This window comes from Corynebacterium sp. HMSC077G07 (genome assembly GCF_001809225.1).
Taxonomy (GTDB): Bacteria; Actinomycetota; Actinomycetes; order Mycobacteriales; family Mycobacteriaceae; genus Corynebacterium; species Corynebacterium jeikeium_D.
In genome coordinates this window covers 19,902-37,375 of record NZ_KV796527.1, presented here as the reverse complement: position 1 = coordinate 37,375, position 17,474 = coordinate 19,902, and the positions used below count along the sequence as shown (strand labels likewise).

Genomic DNA, 17,474 nt, shown 5'->3' with positions numbered 1-17,474 from the left:
ATTCATGTCAACGCATAAACATTCACATGCGTCCCGTATGATTAATGTAAATTCCTCGCACGCTACCCAACTGAAAGGCAATAACGTGAGCAACGAGTCGCAGGCCGCGGCCGCTACAGCGGCAGTCCTGGTATTGGCAGATGGCCGAGTGTTCCGCGGACGCGGTTTCGGCGCCACCGGTACAACCCTGGGTGAGGCAGTTTTTACCACCGCTATGACGGGCTACCAGGAAACCCTGACGGACCCGTCCTACCACCGCCAGCTGATTGTGGCTACCGCACCACAGATCGGCAACACCGGTTGGAACGATGAGGACTACGAGTCCCGCGGAAACCAGATTTGGGCAGCTGGCTTTATTATCCGCGATTTGTCGCGCATTCCCTCCAACTGGCGCTCGGAGCGCAGCTTGGAAGATGAACTGAAGGCACAGGGCATCATCGGTATCCGCCAGATTGATACCCGCGCGCTGGTTCGCCATTTGCGCGACAATGGCTCGATTGCCGCTGGTATTTTCTCCGGTGAGGACGCACAGCAGCCCGTCGATAAGCTGGTGGAAATCGTTCGCGCTCAGCCTGCGATGAAGGGCGCGGACCTGGCTCGCGAGGTCAGCACCGATGAGGCCTATGTCGTGGAACCACAGGGGGAGAAGAAGGCACGTGTTGTGGCCTACGACCTGGGCATCAAGTCCAACACCCCGCGTGAGCTGGCTAAGCGTGGCCTGGAAGTCGTAGTTGTTCCGGCTAACACTCCGTACGAAGATATTAAGAAGGAATACCAGCCGGACGGTGTCTTCTTGTCCAACGGCCCGGGTGACCCGGCAACCGCTGATGAGATGGTTGCGGTCGCCAAGGCTGCCCTCGATGACGGTATGCCGCTATTCGGTATCTGCTTCGGTAACCAGATTCTTGGCCGCGCACTCGGCCTGAGTACCTACAAGCTGGTCTTCGGTCACCGCGGCGTCAATGTTCCGGTGAAGGACCACCACACTGGCCGTATTTTTATCACCGCTCAGAACCACGGCTTCGCACTTGAAGGCAAGGCCGGCGAGAGTTTCGATACCCCGTGGGGCGAGGCAGAGGTTACGCACACCTGCCTTAACGACGACGTCGTGGAAGGTGTCGCACTGAAGAACGGCATGGCCTTTTCTGTGCAGTACCACCCGGAGTCCGCAGCCGGCCCGCACGATGCGCACTCTCTCTTTGATGACTTCCTGGCGCTGATCCAGAAGGTCGATTTCAACAAGTCCGCAACCGGAAACTCGAACAAGTAGGAAAGGGCTAAGGGACCTAACACCATGCCACGTCGTACAGACATCAACCACGTACTGGTTATCGGCTCCGGCCCGATTGTTATCGGTCAGGCCTGCGAGTTCGACTACTCCGGCACCCAGGCTTGCCGCGTGCTACGCGAAGAAGGCCTGCGAGTCACGCTGGTCAACTCCAACCCGGCAACGATTATGACTGACCCGGAGTTCGCAGACTCCACCTATATCGAGCCGATTGAAACCAAGTACATCGAAAAGATCCTGGCCAAGGAAGCTGCAGAGGGCAACCCGATTGACGCTGTCCTGGCAACTCTCGGTGGCCAGACTGCTCTGAACGCAGCTATTCAGCTGGACCGCGAGGGCATTCTGGAGAAGTACAATGTCGAGCTGATTGGTGCTGATATTCCGGCCATTCAGCGCGGTGAGGATCGCCAGATGTTCAAGGACATCGTCGCCAAGATTGGTGGCGAGTCCGCTCGTTCCCGCGTCTGCCACAACATGGAAGAAGTCCATGAGACTGTTGCAGAGCTCGGTCTTCCGGTCGTTGTTCGCCCTTCGTTCACCATGGGCGGTCTGGGTTCCGGTCTGGCCTTCAACCAGGAAGACCTCGACCGTATTGCAGGTGGCGGCCTGGCCGCATCGCCCGAGGCCAATGTTCTGATCGAGGAGTCCATCCTCGGCTGGAAGGAATTTGAGCTCGAGCTCATGCGCGATGGCGACGACAACGTCGTCGTGGTCTGCTCCATTGAAAACGTTGATGCCCTCGGTGTCCACACTGGTGACTCGGTGACTGTCGCCCCGTCGATGACTCTGACCGACCGCGAGTTCCAGACCATGCGTGACCAAGGCATCGCAATTCTGCGTGAGGTCGGCGTTGACACCGGTGGCTGTAACATCCAGTTCGCCATCAACCCGAATGACGGCCGCATCATCACCATTGAGATGAACCCGCGTGTCTCCCGCTCGTCGGCGCTTGCTTCCAAGGCAACTGGTTTCCCGATTGCAAAGATTGCTGCCAAGCTGGCTATCGGCTACACCCTTGATGAGATCACCAACGACATCACCGGTGAAACCCCGGCAGCGTTTGAGCCGGTGCAGGACTACGTGATTGTCAAGGCTCCACGCTTTGCTTTCGAGAAGTTCCCAGGTGCTGACGATACGCTGACCACCACCATGAAGTCCGTCGGTGAGGCCATGGCTATCGGCCGTAACTACATCGGCGCGCTCGGTAAGGTCATGCGCTCGCTGGAGAACAAGCCAGCTGGTTTCTGGACTGTTCCGGATGAGGACTTCGCAGGTGAGCGCGCAAACGATGTCAACGCTGTCCTTGAAGATCTGAAGCGTCCGACTGAAGGCCGTATCTACGACGTTGAGCTGGCTCAGCGTTTGGGTGCTTCCATCGAGCAGATCCACGAAGCTTCCGGCCTGGATCCGTGGTTTATCGCCGAGATGGAAAACCTGCAGGATATCCGCAAGGAGCTTATCGACGCTCCGGTGCTGACCTCCGACCTGCTGCGTGAGGCTAAGTATTGGGGCCTGTCCGACGCTCAGATTGCTGCGCTGCGTCCGGAGTTGGCCGGGGAAGACGGCGTGCGCGAGCTGCGCTGGCGCCTGAACATCCACCCGGTATTCAAGACTGTCGATACCTGCTCCGCCGAGTTCGAAGCACAGACTCCGTACCACTACTCGGCATACGAGCTGGACCCGGCTGCTGAGTCCGAGGTCGCCCCGCAGACCGAGAAGGAAAAGGTCATCATCCTCGGTTCTGGTCCGAACCGTATCGGCCAGGGCATTGAGTTCGACTACTCCTGTGTCCACGCGGCCCTCGAGCTTTCCCGCGTTGGCTACGAGACCGTCATGGTCAACTGCAACCCGGAAACGGTTTCCACCGACTACGACACCGCAGATCGCCTCTATTTCGAGCCATTGACCTTCGAGGATGTCCTCGAGGTCTACCACGCTGAGAGCCAGTCCGGAAAGGTCGCAGGCGTCATTGTTCAGCTCGGTGGCCAGACCCCGCTGGGCCTGGCGGAGCGTCTGCAGGCCGCAGGCGTTCCGATTGTCGGCACTAGCCCAGAGGCAATCGACCTGGCTGAGGACCGCGGTGAGTTCGGCAAGGTGCTGGCTGAGGCCAAGCTGCCGGCGCCGGAGTTCGGTACCGCCACCTCCTTCGCAGAAGCTCGCCAGGTTGCCGCTGGTATCGGTTACCCGGTGCTGGTCCGTCCGTCCTACGTCCTCGGCGGCCGTGGCATGGAAATCGTCTACGATGAGGCCACTCTGGAGGACTACATCAACCGCGCTACCGAGCTGTCCAATGAGCACCCGGTACTGGTTGACCGCTTCCTGGACAGCGCCATCGAGATTGATGTTGATGCACTGTGTGATGGGGAAGAGGTCTACCTCGGCGGCGTTATGGAGCACATCGAGGAAGCCGGTATTCACTCCGGTGACTCCGCGTGTGCGCTGCCTCCGATGACTCTGTCGGCAGGCATCATCGACAAGGTGCGTGAATCCACCAAGGCACTGGCACATGGCATCGGTGTCAAGGGCCTGATGAACGTTCAGTACGCACTCAAGGACGAGACCCTCTACGTCATCGAGGCCAACCCGCGTGCATCTCGCACCGTACCGTTTGTCTCCAAGGCAACCTCGGTTCCGCTGGCTAAGGCCGCGTCCCGCGTCATGATGGGCGCTACTATCGCGGAACTGCGCGAAGAGGGCATGATCCCGTCCAACTTCGACGGTGGCTCCCTGCCTGCTGACGCTCCGATTGCGGTTAAGGAAGCGGTCCTGCCGTTCAACCGCTTCCGCGACTTCGAGGGCCGCGCTCTCGACAGCCTGCTGAGCCCGGAGATGAAGTCCACCGGTGAAGTCATGGGCCTGGCCGACAACTTTGGTGCCGCTTTCGCCAAGGGCGAGCTGGCCGGTTTCGGTGAGCTGCCGACCGAGGGCACGATCTTCGTCTCGCTGGCCAACCGCGATAAGCGCACTCTGGTCTTCCCGATCCTCACGCTGGCGGATATGGGATTCCGCATCCTGGCAACGGAGGGTACGGCCGGTATGCTGCGCCGCAACGGTGTTGAGTGTGAGGTCGTCGCAAAGCGTACGACTGATTCCGAAGCACCGACGGACGAGCGCGACATCGTCGACATGATTCGCGACGGTGAGGTTGACATCATTATCAACACCCCGTCCGGTTCTGCTGGCGCACGCTCTGACGGATATGAGATTCGCGCTGCTGCTGTGAGCCAGGGCGTAACTTGTGTGACCACCGCTCAGGGGGCCGTCGCCGCACTGCAGGGCATTCTGGCACTGCGCAACGGTGAGATGAGCGTTAAGGCTCTGCAGGAACTCCACCCGGCAGAGTTGGCTGCTCAGGAGCAGGCCTAACATGACCGCGAAGGCTGAAGGTTCCGCAGTGCGGACAGTCAAAGGTTTCGGCGATCGCCTCAGCGAGGTTGTCGCCGAGCGCGGTCGGCTCTGCGTGGGCATCGACCCGCACCCGGGGCTGCTGGATGCCTGGCAGTTGCCGCATTCGGCTGACGGTCTAGAGCGTTTTGCCGCCACATGCGTCGAGGCGTTCGGTGACATCGTTGCCGTCGTCAAGCCCCAGGTGGCGTTCTTTGAAGCCTACGGTTCCAAGGGCTTTGCCGTCCTGGAGCGGACGTTGGCAGATCTGAAGGACGCCGGTGCGCTGTCGATTGCAGATGCCAAGCGTGGCGATATCGGTTCGACGATGGCTGCATACGCTGATGCCTGGCTATCGGATGGCTCGCCGCTGGCAGCCGACGCTCTGACGGTTTCTCCGTACCTCGGGTTCGGTGCTCTTGATCCGGCGGTTTCGTTGGCGTTGGAGAACGGACGCGGCCTGTTCGTGTTGGCCGCAACGTCCAATCCGGAAGGTGCGTCCGTACAAAAGGCGACCGTTTCGGGTGAGAGTCTGGCTCAGACCATGGTCAACCAGGCAGCCGCTATTAATGCCCGCCAGATTGACGCTGGTGCAAAGGCGGGCAGCATCGGCGTTGTTGTTGGCGCAACGCTTGACGACGCCCCGGTGCTCAGTGACCTGCGCGGTCCCATTCTCATGCCCGGTGTGGGAGCTCAGGGTGGAACCCCGGCCGATGTAGATCGTCTGGCAGGGGAATCCAAGGGGCTTGCACTGCCAAATATTTCGCGTGCAATTCTCTCCGCTGGGCCTGATCCTGCTGCGCTGCGGCGCGCAACTATTGAAGCTGCGGCTCCGTTCCTATCCGAGAGTTAGCAGCGAATCGACGATTTGGCAGAGGCCCGCAGGGCGCACCTCATAGAACAGGTGCCCCTGCGGGCTTCTTCCGTACCTAGCTGCCGAGATTTTCCTAATGAGCCTCAGGTGGCGGCGGAGTAGGTATGGGCAAGTTACTGTGACGATTCCTGGGAGATTTCGTACAAAAACCGTGGTCAATTTCCATTCTCCTGGGCAAACGGTGCTACAATCGCCGGAGTTGGTTGACCACGACCGAAAGGTGGGGCGGATAAAGCCCTGGTGTCATTTTTATCGACACCCCGTCAGCATTTGCCTCAACAACCGGTAAGTGCGGTACGGTCTCCAATCGTTAAGCACGGTGTCGTTGCCTGCCCTTGGTGGACGCGAGGCTCGTGCAAGTAAATAAGAAGCTAACCAATCTATTTTTACGGAGGAACACGTGGCCCTTCCGCAGTTGACCCCGGAGCAGCGTGCAGCAGCACTCGAGAAGGCAGCTCAGGCCCGCAAGGTACGCGCAGAGCTCAAGGACAAGCTGAAGCGTGGCGCTATCGACCTGCCAGAGGTTCTCAAGCAGGCTGACGAGAACGAGATCATCGGCAAGATGAAAGTCTCCGCTCTGCTCGAGGCTCTGCCGAAGGTCGGCAAGGTCAAGGCACAGGACATCATGAATGACCTGGAGATTGCTCAGACCCGCCGCCTGCGTGGCCTGGGTGACCGTCAGCGTCGCGCTCTGCTGGAGCGCTTCGGCTACGCAGTGGAGGACTAGTCGCAGTGGCCGGGAATGAAAACGGTCAGCTGGTAGTCCTTGCCGGCCCTGCCGGTGTGGGAAAATCCACTGTTGTCAGTCGGCTCCGTGCCGAGGTTCCCGGACTGTACTTCAGCGTTTCCATGACCACCCGCGCCGCACGGCCGGGTGAGGTCGATGGCCGCGACTATTTCTTCGTGACCCCGGAGAAGTTCCAACAGCATATTGATGCAGGAGAGATGCTCGAGTGGGCTGAAATCCACGGTGGTCTGCAGCGTTCTGGAACGCCGCGTGGCCCGGTGGATAAAGCTCTCGCCGAGGGACGTCCGGTACTCGTTGAGGTGGATCTGGCGGGAGCCCGCTCCATCCGTAAGGTAGCGCCGAATGCTCACCTGCTGTTCTTGGCTCCGCCAAGCTGGGAGATTCTCGTCAGCAGGCTCACTGGTCGTGGCACGGAAACCGAGGCGCAAGTCAAGCGTCGCCTGGAAACCGCGCGAGTGGAAATGGATGCTCAGCACGAATTCGATGAGGTTGTTGTCAACGACAATGTCGATGATGCTGTGGCGGCCATCGCTCAGGCGCTGACTACTGGCAAGTAACAGGGCGACTCCACATCATCGATAGTAGAAATCGTTTCCAAGCAATGGTGTTTCTATTGCTCCGACGGTTTCTATTGTCACCCCAGTAACTCACGTTCTATTGAGGAAAGATTTCTCGTGACCCAGGAAAATACCGCCACCGAGGCAGTGTTCGACCCGCCAATTGGTATTACCAATCCGCCGATCGATGAGCTGCTTGGTAAGGCTTCTTCGAAGTACGCTCTGGCTATCTTCGCTGCCAAGCGTGCACGCCAGATTAATGACTACTACCAGCAGATTGACGAAGGCATGCTGGAGTACGTTGGCCCGCTGGTTACTCCGGGGGTCGCTGAGAAGCCTCTGTCCATCGCTCTTCGTGAAATCAACGCTGGTCTGCTGGACCACACTGAGGGCTAGAGCATTTCCTTAAGGGGAGATATCTGTATGCATGCCGCCGGTAATGCTGACGTATCCGAATGTTTAAAGGTTGTCGTCGGGGTTGCCGGCGGCATCGCTGCATATAAGGCCGCACACGTTGTTCGTGGCTTCAAGGAACTCGGTCACGATGTTCGCGTCGTTCCCACCGAGTCCGCATTGAATTTTGTAGGTGCGGCTACTTTCGAGGCGCTGTCGGGGAACCCGGTGTCGACTACGGTTTTTGACGCAGTCGATGAAGTTCAGCATGTCCGCGTGGGGCAGGAGGCCGACCTCGTCGTCGTGGTTCCCGCGACTGCCGACTTTATGGCGCGTGCCGCACACGGGCGTGCCGACGACCTTCTCACCGCAACTTTGCTTGTGGCGACCTGCCCGGTGGTTCTGGCTCCTGCCATGCACACTGAGATGTGGAACCATCCAGCTACGCGCGATAATGTCGCGATTCTTCGTCGCCATGGCACTATTGTCCTCGATCCGGCCCATGGCCGTTTGACTGGTAAGGACACTGGTCCAGGTCGTCTGCCGGAGCCAGAGCAGATAGTTTCGCTGGCATTAGCGGCAGTCGAGAATCCGCGCCACTTCCGCCGCGACTTCGAGGGCGTGCGCTTCATGATTACTGCCGGTGGCACCCGTGAGGCTATCGACCCGGTACGTTTTATCGGCAACCACTCCTCAGGGCGTCAGGGCTTCGCGCTAGCTGAGATGGCAGCACAGCGTGGCGCTCAGGTCACTGTGGTGGCAGGACATACAGATCAGTTGCCGACACCGCTGGGCGCGAATGTTGTAAAGGTTGATTCCACTTTGGAGATGGCCAAGGCCGCCCACGAACACTCCAAGTTGGCCGATGTCTGCATTTTTGCCGCTGCCGTCGCCGACTTCCGTCCGGCATCGACCGCTGGGGCCAAGATGAAGAAGGGCGTCGCAGACGACGCTTTGAGCAACATCCAGCTCGTAGAAAACCCTGACATTCTGGCTACCACTGTGGAGCGGCGTAAAGCGGGCGAGATTCCGGCAACCACGACGATGGTGGGCTTTGCGGCTGAGACCGGCGACGAGACGACGACGCCACTCGAGCTTGCGAAGCAGAAAATTGTGCGCAAGGGCTGCGATTTGCTCATGTGTAACGACGTCTCAGGTGGGCAAACTTTCGGTGCGACGGACAATGTCGGATGGTTGTTGTCTCTCGATGGCGAGCAGTGGGACGTGCCGCGGGGCTCAAAATTCTCGGTGGCCGGTTCGATTTTGGATGCAGTTTCCGAGCTGCGACAGGAACCTCAGCCAGCGGAGTAGCGGAGGCCTACTACGGCGACTGAACCGCTTGGTCTATAATTATCGAATCAAACGAAAACCCACGCCGCAGCGACACCGCAGGCGTGGGGAAATGATCTAGAAGAAAGTTGTACTGCTCGTGGCCTCTAATCTTCGGCTGTTTTCCAGTGAATCTGTTACCGAGGGGCACCCAGATAAGATTTGCGACTCGATTTCGGACTCCATCCTTGACGCTATGCTCGCGCAGGATTCTGCATCGATGGTCGCCGTTGAGACTGTGGTGACTACCGGTTTAGTCCATGTTGTTGGCGAAGTTCGCACGAAGAGCTACGTTGACATCCCCGGTATTGTCCGGAGTCGACTGAAGGAGATCGGTTTCGATTCTTCTGAAAAGGGCTTTGACGGCAAGACCTGCGGCGTCTCCGTTTCGATCGGTGAGCAGTCCTCAGATATTCACGACGGTGTGCACACTTCTCTGGAAGCACGCAGCTCTGATGGCGAAGTCGAAGCAGAAGATCTCAAGGGCGCTGGCGACCAGGGGCTGATGTTCGGCTACGCTACCAACGAAACTCCGGAGTACATGCCGCTACCGATTGCGCTGGCACACCGCCTGGCTCGCCGCTTGACGCAGGTACGCAAGGAAGGCATCGTCCCATCGCTTCGACCGGATGGTAAGACTCAGGTCACCTTCGCTTACGACGAAGACAATAACCCGGTGTACTTGGACACTGTTGTGGTGTCCACGCAGCACGACCCGGATGTGACCCAGGAGTGGATTACCGAGCAGATTAAGACTCACGTAGTCGATTGGGTGCTCGACGACGCTAACTTGCGCGAGCGCTTTGTTACCGATGAATTGAAGCTGCTGGTCAACCCGTCTGGCCAATTTATTATCGGTGGGCCGATGGGCGATGCCGGCCTGACCGGCCGCAAGATTATCGTCGACACCTACGGCGGTATGGCTCGCCACGGTGGCGGCGCATTCTCGGGTAAGGACCCGTCAAAGGTGGACCGCTCCGGCGCTTATGCCACCCGTTGGGTTGCGAAGAATGCCGTGGCTGCGGGTCTGGCTGACCGCCTGGAGATTCAGGTCGCCTACGCTATCGGCCGCGCTCGCCCGGTAGGCCTTTACGTCGACTCTTTCGGCACCGGTCACGTTTCAGACGACGCCATCCGCGAGGCTATCAACAAGGTCTTCGACCTTCGTCCGGCCGCTATTATTCGTGACCTGGACTTGCTGCGCCCGATTTATGCGCAGACCTCCACCTACGGTCACTTCGGCCGAACTGACTTGGACCTGCCGTGGGAGCAACTCAACCGTGTTGAAGAGCTCCGCGCAGCCGCTGGCCTGGGATAAACACCACCCGCCAGCATGACCCTGGGGTGGGGAAGTAGAGTAAGACTCTATGACCGACGCCCCCTTCGCACCCGCCGCCGCAGCTGAGAAGCTGCCAGTCGCGCGGGTGCTTCCACTTTTGGGGCTGCCGCAGTTGGATCGCCCCTTCGATTACCTGGTTCCGCGCGCGCTAGCGGAGGAAGCGGTTGTCGGTTGCCGGGTGCGGATTCGATTCCACGGCCAATTGGTCAATGCGCTGGTGCTGGAGCGCTGTGCCACGCCCACTCACGACGGCAAACTGTCCTATCTCAAGGATGTCATCAGCACTGAGGTTGTCTATCCGCCACAGCTTCGACGGTTGGTGGATTCTCTGGCGGAGTATTACGGCGCAACACGCTCAAACATCATTCGCTCCGCCATCCCAACCCGCCATGCACGGGCCGAACGTGCCCGCAAGGAGAACATGCCCCCGACGTGGGAGGAATTGGGAAAGCTTGCCACCGAGGATCCGGATCTTTCCGCTTGGGGCAACTATGTCTTCGGCGAATCCTTTGTCGATTCCGTCCGCAAGGGCGCCCCGGCACGCGCAGCGTGGCAGCCAGTTCCAGGGGAACAGGTGGCAGCCATGCTCGCCGCGCTCAGCGTTTCGGTCGCCCGCGATGGTGGCGGTGTTCTCATCATTGTGCCGGACGCACGCATGCAGGCGCGCTTCGAGAGCGCTTTTCGCGAGCTCATTTCTGCCCGTCAGCTCACTCTTCTCGGGGCTGGTCTCGGGCCCGAGTCCCGCTATCGCCGGTACCTGGATATCCTGCACGGCCAGGGGCGCATAGTCGTCGGCACGCGTTCGGCAGCGTACGCCCCAGTGCAGAATCTGCGTTTAGCAGTGATTGTCGATGATGGCGATGACAACCTCGTAGACCCCCGCGCACCCTACGTCCACTCTCGCGAGGTGCTGGTCACGCGAAGTGCGCAGGAGGGATGCGCTCTTATTTTTGCATCGTATAGCCGTACAGCAGAGGTGCAGCTGCTGGTCTCCTCAGGTTGGGCGCACAATCTGGTTGCAGGCGCCGACGCCCTCGCTGAATCCATGCCGGAGATGATTGCCTCCACGGACACTTCCGAAGACCCGGATGACGTCAGTAGGGGACGCCTTCCTGCCATCGCTTTTCGACGGGCAAAAGCCGCGCTGCGCGAAGAGCTTCCGATTCTGGTCCAGGTACCCCGCAAGGGATATGTACCGACATTGTCGTGTCGTTCCTGTGGTGCTCCTGCGCGCTGTCGCTGGTGTAACGGTCCACTGGGAATTCCACCGTCCGATAACCCGGACGATCCGGCGCCGCCGACCTGTCGGTGGTGTGGCCGCATCGACATCCACCACCGTTGCCATAGCTGCGGTTCCACCAAGATTCGGCCAGTCGTGGTCGGCAGTGAACGTACGGCGGAAGAGTTTGGTCGTATTTTCAGTCCATTCCCAGTCGTCGCTTCCTCTGGCGAACGGATTGTTGACGACATTCCCGAAGGCCCGAGGGTCGTGGTGGCCACGCCGGGAGCCGAGCCTTATGCGCCGGAGGGCTACGGTGCAGTGATGCTGCTGGACACTTGGGCGATGCTCGGCCGGCAGGACTTGCGCGCTCATGAAGAGGCCTATGCGCATTGGTCTCGAGCTGTCACGCTTGCGCGACCGCGGGAGCGAGGAGGGGCAGTGGTTATCGATGCGGATGCTGCAGTCCCGACTGTGGCCGATCTTCTGGCATGGGACGCGGTAGGCGCTGCGAACAGGGAATTGGCCGACCGTACAGCCGCCACTCTGCCTCCGGCCTTTCACGTGGCAGCGGTGGACGGGACTGAAGAGGGCCTGCGTAACTTCATGGAGTCCCTGGAGGTTCCATCGGGCGCGGAAATCCTGGGGCCGGTAGACCTTCCCCGCAACGCCAGACCACCAGCAGGCGTGGAACCGGGTACACCTATTCAGCGGATGTTGGTGCGCTGTGACCGTCGGCAAGCACGGGCGGTGGGAGCGGCGTTGAAGGCAGCACAGGTCGTTCGAGCGACCAGGAAGGACCCGACGCCGGTGCGCGTTGTCGTCGATCCGATTAATTTCGGCTAGCTGCTAAAATGAGCGCGTTATCGCTTGATTCACACCAGTTTTCTTGGAGGCTCTAAGTTCATGGCAGTTCGTGAGGTACGTCTTTTCGGCGATCCGGTGTTGCTGTCCAAGGCGGATACCGTCACTGATTTCGACGCGACGCTGTCGCACCTGATTGATGACATGTTCGACACGATGGACGAGCAACAGGGCGTCGGGCTCGCGGCAAACCAGGTCGGCGTGCTGCAGCGCGTTTTCGTCTACGACTGCAACGGCACCCGCGGGCACATCGTCAATCCGGAATGGGAAGCCATCGGCGACGAGACTGTCCACGAAATCGAAGGATGCCTATCTATCCCGGGTATTAATGGACCCGTGACTCGACACGCACGTGTGCGCGTTACTGGCCAGGATCGCCACGGCACACCGGTGAGCTTCGAAGCTGATGATTTGCTGGCTCGCTGTGTGCAGCATGAAAGCGACCACCTGGATGGTGTGCTGTTTTTGAAGCGTCTCGAGGGCGACGAGCGCAAGACCGCGATGCGTTCTCTGCGTGAGCAGGACTGGTTCCTCAACCGCGGTTAACTCACCTGCGCCTAGACCCCTGGGTGTGGCGCCCCGAGTTTCATCACTAGATTAACTAGAACAACTAGGTCCACCAGGAAGGAATCCACTTACTGTGCGCCTGATTTTTGCCGGAACCCCGGAACCTGCTGTCGTTGCACTGAAGAAGTTGCTAGAAGACTCCCGTCATGAAATCGTCGCTGTTCTCACTCGCCCCGATGCCCGCCGTGGCCGCGGTAAGTCGCTTTCGCCCTCGCCGGTGAAGGCTCTGGCCTTGGAACACGACATTCCCGTGCTCACCCCGACGACCCTGCGCGATGAAGAGATCCAGCAGCAGATCCGCGAGTTAAACGCCGACTGCATCCCGGTGGTCGCCTACGGCAATCTCGTGCCGGAGGAATTGCTCGATGTACCGACGCACGGCTGGGTCAATCTGCATTTCTCACTGCTTCCTGCTTGGCGAGGTGCCGCGCCGGTGCAGGCAGCTATCGCTGCCGGCGATGAAGTCACGGGTGCCAGTACCTTCCGGATTGAAAAGGGCCTGGATACCGGACCAGTTTTCGGTACCGTCACCGAAGCGATTCGCCCGACCGATAATGCCGACGGCCTTTTGACCCGCCTCGCATACTCCGGCGCGGATCTTCTAGCCGCCACCATGGACGGCATCGAAGCCGGTGCGTTGCGTCCGACCGCTCAGCCGGAACAGGACGTCAGCTACGCCGCTAAGTTCGGGCCGGAGGATGCCCGAATCGTTTGGACTCAGCCGCGACATCTTCTCGACCGCCGCGCTCGCGCGTTCACGCCTGCCCCAGGTGCGTGGACGACCCTCGACGGCGCACGTTTGAAGGTCGGAGAGCTCACCCCGCTTTCCGACGAGGACAGCGCCGCGGTCGACGAGGTGCGAAAGGCAGCTGCTCCGGAGGCTGCAGCCGCCACACCGGGTGAGTTGGTAGTGGAGAAGCACCGGGTATCCGTGCGTTGTGCCGATGGCTATGTGCAGCTGGTGAAGGTGCAGCCACAGGGTAAGAAGATGATGGATGCGTCCGACTGGGCGCGAGGTAGCCAACCCGGCGGAAAGGTCTGCGAGTAAATGGGCAACGACAAACCCCGCCACACCGGTGGCGGACGGCAGCGCAGCAACCGCGGCGGACAGAACCGCAATGACCGCAACCGTAACCGTGACATCCGAGGTGGGGATAATCGCGGTGGCATTGACCAGCCGCGCAAGGTCGCACTGAAGGTACTAGCCGACGTTCGCGAGAAGGATGCTTACGCAAACCTCCTGCTGCCCAAGTTGCTGAAGACACACAAGCTCAAGGGGCGGGATGCTGCTTTTGCAACGGAGCTGACGTACGGCACACTGCGGGCGGAAGGCCTGTTGGACGCCGTGATTGAGGCATCGTCGTCACGCCCGTTAAGCGATATTGCTGGACCGGTGATGGACGTGCTACGCCTGGGCACGTACCAGCTGCTGCGTACGCGCGTCGACGCCTACGCGGCGGTCGATACCTCGGTGCGGGCAGTGGCGAAGGTGGCGGGACCTGGCGCGCGCGGCTTTGTCAATGCCATTTTGAGGAAGGTCTCCTCGAAGACCGAAAGCGAATGGGTGGCTGAGATTGCGCCGGATCCTGCGACCGATCCGATTGGCTACGTGGCAATGAAGCATGCCCACCCGCGCTGGATTGCGATGGAGTTTGCCCGCGCACTCGGTGCACAAGCCGGTGAATTGCAGCAGGCACTCGCTGCTGACGATGCCCGCCCGCTGGTGCACTTGGTCGCTCGTCCGGGCGAGATCACCGCTGAGGAATTGGCACTGATCACCGGCGGTGAAGAGGGACCGTGGTCGCCGTACTGCGTGCGCTTGGACTCCGGTGCCCCAGGAGAGTTGGAGCCGGTACGACAGGGCTTGGCTGCGGTGCAGGACGAGGGTTCTCAGCTCATTGCGCGTGCCGTCACCATGGCACCCGTTGCCGGTGAAGACAGCGGCCGCTGGTTAGATCTGTGTTCCGGCCCCGGTGGTAAGTCAGCTTTCATCGGCGGCATTGCAGCTATTGAGGGCGCGGAGCTCGATGCTGTTGAGGTATCGGCGACTCGCGCAGAACTGGTGAAAAAAGCCACGGCCGGGCTGCCAGTGACTGTAACGGTTGCGGATGGTCGTGATACCGGGCTCGAGGCAGGCTTTGACCGCATTTTGGTAGACGCGCCCTGCTCTGGCTTGGGCTCGCTCCGCCGTCGCCCGGAATCGCGCTGGCGGAAGTCGCCGTCCGATCTCAACTCCTTGACTACGCTGCAGTTTGAACTGCTCAGCGAAGCTGTGCGTCTGGCACGGCCGGGTGGCATCATCGTCTACTCCACGTGTTCGCCGCATCTGCGGGAAACCAGGGGCATAGTCGATAGAGCAGTGGCGGAATTGCCGGTGACTGAGCTGAATGCACACGAGTTGGTAGCGCCGATGACTGATGTCGGGCCGTATCCATCTGTGCAGATGTGGCCACACCGCCACGGGACCGATGCGATGTTCTTCTCAGTTTTGCGCAAGAACGACTAGGCTCAGAGGTTATGAGCGCACCAATTATTGCCCCGTCCATTCTCGCTGCTGACTTCGCTCGCCTCGACCGCGAGGTTGCGGCTGTAGCCAATGCAGATTGGCTGCATATCGACGTTATGGATGGCCACTTCGTTCCCAACCTGTCCTTCGGCGCTCCGGTGCTGGAGGCCGTAGCTGCGGTGACGGACAAGTACTTGGATGTCCATCTCATGATTGAAAACCCGGAGAAGTGGGCCGACACCTACATCAAAGCGGGGGCGAGCTCCGTTATTTTCCATGTTGAAGCCGCCGACGACGCCATCGCACTGGCCCGCCACATTCGTTCCCAGGGCGTGAAGGCCGGGTTCTCGCTGCGCCCGGGTACCCCAATTGAGCCGTGGCTGGATCACCTCGCCGAATTCGACGAGGTGCTGGTCATGAGTGTCGAACCCGGTTTCGGGGGCCAGTCCTTTATGCCGGATCAGCTGGCCAAGGTCGAGAAGCTGCGTCAGCGTATTGATGCCGATGGTCTGGATACTCTGATCGAGATTGACGGTGGTATCTCCGCCAAGACCATCGAATCCGCTGCCGCCGCTGGTTGCGATGCCTTTGTCGCAGGCTCGGCCGTATTCGGCGCTGAGGATCGTGCCGCGGCTGTCGATGAGCTGCGCGCATTGGCAACCGCTGCTGCAACAAAGTAGACGGCGGTGAGAAACGGTGGCACAGTTTCCGGATCTCGTCTCCGCACAGCCGCTGACTGACGCCCAAGCTATGGCATTGGCCATAGAAGCCGGCCAGCGGGTTCAAGGCACCACCTATCCCAATCCACCGATTGGTTGCGTCATTCTCGATACCGCAGGGATCGCGGTCGGTGTGGCCGGAACTGAGCCTGTAGGCGGGCGACACGCAGAGCCACAGGCATTGGAGATGGCTGGGGCACGAGCTCAGGGCGGCACTGCAGTGGTCACACTAGAGCCGTGCAATCATATCGGCCGTACACCACCGTGCACCGAGGCACTTGCGGCAGCCGGTGTTTCCCGCGTCATATTTGCGGTCGCCGATCCTAATCCCGTCGCCGCTGGCGGCAGCGAGTGGTTGCGTTATAAAGATATCGAGGTCGTTGAAGAATTCCAGCGTGACCGAGTAGCCGCCGGCTACTTACGTCCATGGTTACACTGGCAGCGCACTCGGCGCCCACACATCACGTTGAAGACAGCGGGCACGCTGGATGGTTTCGCCGCCGCTACCGACCGCACCTCGCAGTGGATTACGGGGGAGCAGGCGCGGGCACGGGTACATGTAGATCGTGCACGTCGGCAAGCGATTGTCGTCGGAACGGGAACAGTGCTCGCCGACAATCCGCGATTGACCGCGCGCACACCAGACGGCGAGGAGCTGTCAACGCAGCCTCTGCGCATCGCGATTGGTACATCGGAGGTCGCCGCCGATGCGAATATCCGTGGCGATAACTTCCGCCACATTCGCACTCACGATGTGGAAGTGGCGCTGGAGACAATGGCGGATATGGGGCTTATTGACGTGCTGGTAGAAGGCGGCCCACGGCTCGCCGGCGCTTTCTTAGAAGCCGATGCTGTCGACGCGATTGAGTCCTACATTGCCCCGGCGTTTCTCGGCGCTGGCCTGCCAGTGACATCGGCCAACCACGAGACCTCCATCACTGACATCTCCCGTTTCCGTACCGTCGCGGTCGAGACTCTGGGGGACGACATCTTGATCACGGCACTCCGCAGTGGCAAAGATCGCGGGTAGACCGGCTAGAGTTAGTTTTGTAAAAATCTTTCAATTTATAACAAACGGTAAAGGATTTTCCTGACCACTATGTTTACGGGAATTGTTGAGGAGCTCGGCGAAATTCGCGAAATCCACCGCGAAGCCGATTCCATTACTCTGACCATCCGCGCGACCACCGTGCTTGACGACGTGCACCACGGTGACTCCATTGCTGTCAATGGCGTTTGTTTGACCGTCGTGGAGTTTGGCGATGACTTCTTTACCGCTGATCTCATGCAAGAGACTCTGGATAGGTCGAGTCTCGGCCAGGTTGAGGTCGGTTCCAAGGTCAACCTCGAACGTGCAACCGCAGTAGGGCAACGCCTCGGCGGCCATATCGTGCAGGGACATATCGATGGCACCGGCGAGGTTATTTCGCGCACGCCAGGGGAACGCTGGGAAGTAGTGCGGATTTCTCTGCCGGAGCAGCTCTCCAAGTATGTCGTGGAAAAGGGCTCAATTGCCGTGGATGGCACCTCGTTGACTGTCTCTGCAGTAGGCGAGGGGTTCTTTGAGGTCAGTCTGATACCGACGACGCTGACGGACTCCGTTATTGGTTCGACCACAGTAGGCACCAAGGTCAATTTGGAAGTCGATGTGCTAGCCAAGTACGTCGAGAAAATGTTGGAAAGATAA

At 59.9% G+C, this 17,474-nt stretch carries 15 protein-coding genes; all 15 read left to right on the top strand.

Features of this window, described 5'->3' with window-relative positions:
- Positions 1 to 37 precede the first annotated feature (37 nt).
- The 15 genes from carA to HMPREF2562_RS03005 all read left to right on the top strand — a co-directional run bounded on the left by carA (position 38) and on the right by HMPREF2562_RS03005 (position 17,474).
- Positions 38 to 1,270 carry a glutamine-hydrolyzing carbamoyl-phosphate synthase small subunit gene (gene carA, locus HMPREF2562_RS03075; protein WP_370550218.1) on the top strand — a complete coding sequence of 411 codons (1,233 nt, stop codon included), beginning with the start codon at positions 38 to 40 and terminating at the stop codon, positions 1,268 to 1,270.
- Positions 1,271 to 1,294: 24 nt separating this feature from the next.
- The gene (carB, locus tag HMPREF2562_RS03070) at positions 1,295 to 4,654 is read left to right on the top strand and encodes a carbamoyl-phosphate synthase large subunit (RefSeq protein WP_048731855.1); all 3,360 of its coding nucleotides are present in this window, start codon (positions 1,295 to 1,297) and stop codon (positions 4,652 to 4,654) included.
- 1 nt (position 4,655) lies between these two features.
- Positions 4,656 to 5,525, top strand: a complete 870-nt coding sequence (gene pyrF / locus HMPREF2562_RS03065; protein WP_049193725.1) for an orotidine-5'-phosphate decarboxylase — start codon at positions 4,656 to 4,658, stop codon at positions 5,523 to 5,525.
- Positions 5,526 to 5,946: 421 nt separating this feature from the next.
- Positions 5,947 to 6,273: an integration host factor, actinobacterial type gene (gene mihF, locus HMPREF2562_RS03060; RefSeq protein WP_016422714.1), complete on the top strand. Its 327-nt coding sequence runs from the start codon at positions 5,947 to 5,949 to the stop codon at positions 6,271 to 6,273.
- A 5-nt stretch (positions 6,274 to 6,278) separates the two neighbouring features.
- The gene (gene gmk, locus HMPREF2562_RS03055) at positions 6,279 to 6,851 is read left to right on the top strand and encodes a guanylate kinase (RefSeq protein WP_070438382.1); all 573 of its coding nucleotides are present in this window, start codon (positions 6,279 to 6,281) and stop codon (positions 6,849 to 6,851) included.
- 117 nt (positions 6,852 to 6,968) lie between these two features.
- Entirely contained in the window at positions 6,969 to 7,247 is a 279-nt protein-coding gene (gene rpoZ / locus HMPREF2562_RS03050) for a DNA-directed RNA polymerase subunit omega (RefSeq protein ID WP_005510796.1), read from the top strand.
- A 27-nt stretch (positions 7,248 to 7,274) separates the two neighbouring features.
- Positions 7,275 to 8,555 carry a bifunctional phosphopantothenoylcysteine decarboxylase/phosphopantothenate--cysteine ligase CoaBC gene (coaBC, locus tag HMPREF2562_RS03045; protein ID WP_070547083.1) on the top strand — a complete coding sequence of 427 codons (1,281 nt, stop codon included), beginning with the start codon at positions 7,275 to 7,277 and terminating at the stop codon, positions 8,553 to 8,555.
- A 118-nt stretch (positions 8,556 to 8,673) separates the two neighbouring features.
- On the top strand, positions 8,674 to 9,891 hold the full coding sequence (gene metK / locus HMPREF2562_RS03040) for a methionine adenosyltransferase (RefSeq protein WP_016422717.1): 1,218 nt from the start codon (positions 8,674 to 8,676) through the stop codon (positions 9,889 to 9,891).
- A gap of 49 nt (positions 9,892 to 9,940) precedes the next feature.
- A complete protein-coding gene (locus tag HMPREF2562_RS03035) occupies positions 9,941 to 11,977 on the top strand; it encodes a primosomal protein N' (RefSeq protein ID WP_016422718.1) in 2,037 nt (678 codons plus the stop codon).
- 60 nt (positions 11,978 to 12,037) lie between these two features.
- Complete coding sequence (gene def, locus HMPREF2562_RS03030; RefSeq protein WP_016422719.1) at positions 12,038 to 12,541, top strand: peptide deformylase; 504 nt, start codon at positions 12,038 to 12,040, stop codon at positions 12,539 to 12,541.
- Between the two features lie 94 nt (positions 12,542 to 12,635).
- A complete protein-coding gene (gene fmt / locus HMPREF2562_RS03025; protein WP_049190757.1) occupies positions 12,636 to 13,610 on the top strand; it encodes a methionyl-tRNA formyltransferase in 975 nt (324 codons plus the stop codon).
- Positions 13,611 to 15,068: an RsmB/NOP family class I SAM-dependent RNA methyltransferase gene (locus HMPREF2562_RS03020; protein WP_049190754.1), complete on the top strand. Its 1,458-nt coding sequence runs from the start codon at positions 13,611 to 13,613 to the stop codon at positions 15,066 to 15,068.
- An 11-nt stretch (positions 15,069 to 15,079) separates the two neighbouring features.
- The gene (gene rpe / locus HMPREF2562_RS03015; RefSeq protein ID WP_049190752.1) at positions 15,080 to 15,748 is read left to right on the top strand and encodes a ribulose-phosphate 3-epimerase; all 669 of its coding nucleotides are present in this window, start codon (positions 15,080 to 15,082) and stop codon (positions 15,746 to 15,748) included.
- Between the two features lie 70 nt (positions 15,749 to 15,818).
- Positions 15,819 to 16,817, top strand: a complete 999-nt coding sequence (gene ribD / locus HMPREF2562_RS03010) for a bifunctional diaminohydroxyphosphoribosylaminopyrimidine deaminase/5-amino-6-(5-phosphoribosylamino)uracil reductase RibD (RefSeq protein WP_222865347.1) — start codon at positions 15,819 to 15,821, stop codon at positions 16,815 to 16,817.
- A gap of 69 nt (positions 16,818 to 16,886) precedes the next feature.
- A complete protein-coding gene (locus tag HMPREF2562_RS03005; protein ID WP_049190748.1) occupies positions 16,887 to 17,474 on the top strand; it encodes a riboflavin synthase in 588 nt (195 codons plus the stop codon).

Excerpts from the sequence above, each read along its gene's own strand:
- HMPREF2562_RS03020 (WP_049190754.1), top strand. The coding sequence starts at position 13,611 with ATGGGCAACGACAAACCCCGCCACACCGGTGGCGGACGGCAGCGCAGC.
- carB (WP_048731855.1), top strand. The coding sequence starts at position 1,295 with ATGCCACGTCGTACAGACATCAACCACGTACTGGTTATCGGCTCCGGC.
- HMPREF2562_RS03005 (WP_049190748.1), top strand. The coding sequence starts at position 16,887 with ATGTTTACGGGAATTGTTGAGGAGCTCGGCGAAATTCGCGAAATCCAC.
- carA (WP_370550218.1), top strand. The coding sequence starts at position 38 with ATGATTAATGTAAATTCCTCGCACGCTACCCAACTGAAAGGCAATAAC.
- rpe (WP_049190752.1), top strand. The coding sequence starts at position 15,080 with ATGAGCGCACCAATTATTGCCCCGTCCATTCTCGCTGCTGACTTCGCT.
- pyrF (WP_049193725.1), top strand. The coding sequence starts at position 4,656 with ATGACCGCGAAGGCTGAAGGTTCCGCAGTGCGGACAGTCAAAGGTTTC.
- ribD (WP_222865347.1), top strand. The coding sequence starts at position 15,819 with ATGGCATTGGCCATAGAAGCCGGCCAGCGGGTTCAAGGCACCACCTAT.
- coaBC (WP_070547083.1), top strand. The coding sequence starts at position 7,275 with ATGCATGCCGCCGGTAATGCTGACGTATCCGAATGTTTAAAGGTTGTC.
- def (WP_016422719.1), top strand. The coding sequence starts at position 12,038 with ATGGCAGTTCGTGAGGTACGTCTTTTCGGCGATCCGGTGTTGCTGTCC.
- HMPREF2562_RS03035 (WP_016422718.1), top strand. The coding sequence starts at position 9,941 with ATGACCGACGCCCCCTTCGCACCCGCCGCCGCAGCTGAGAAGCTGCCA.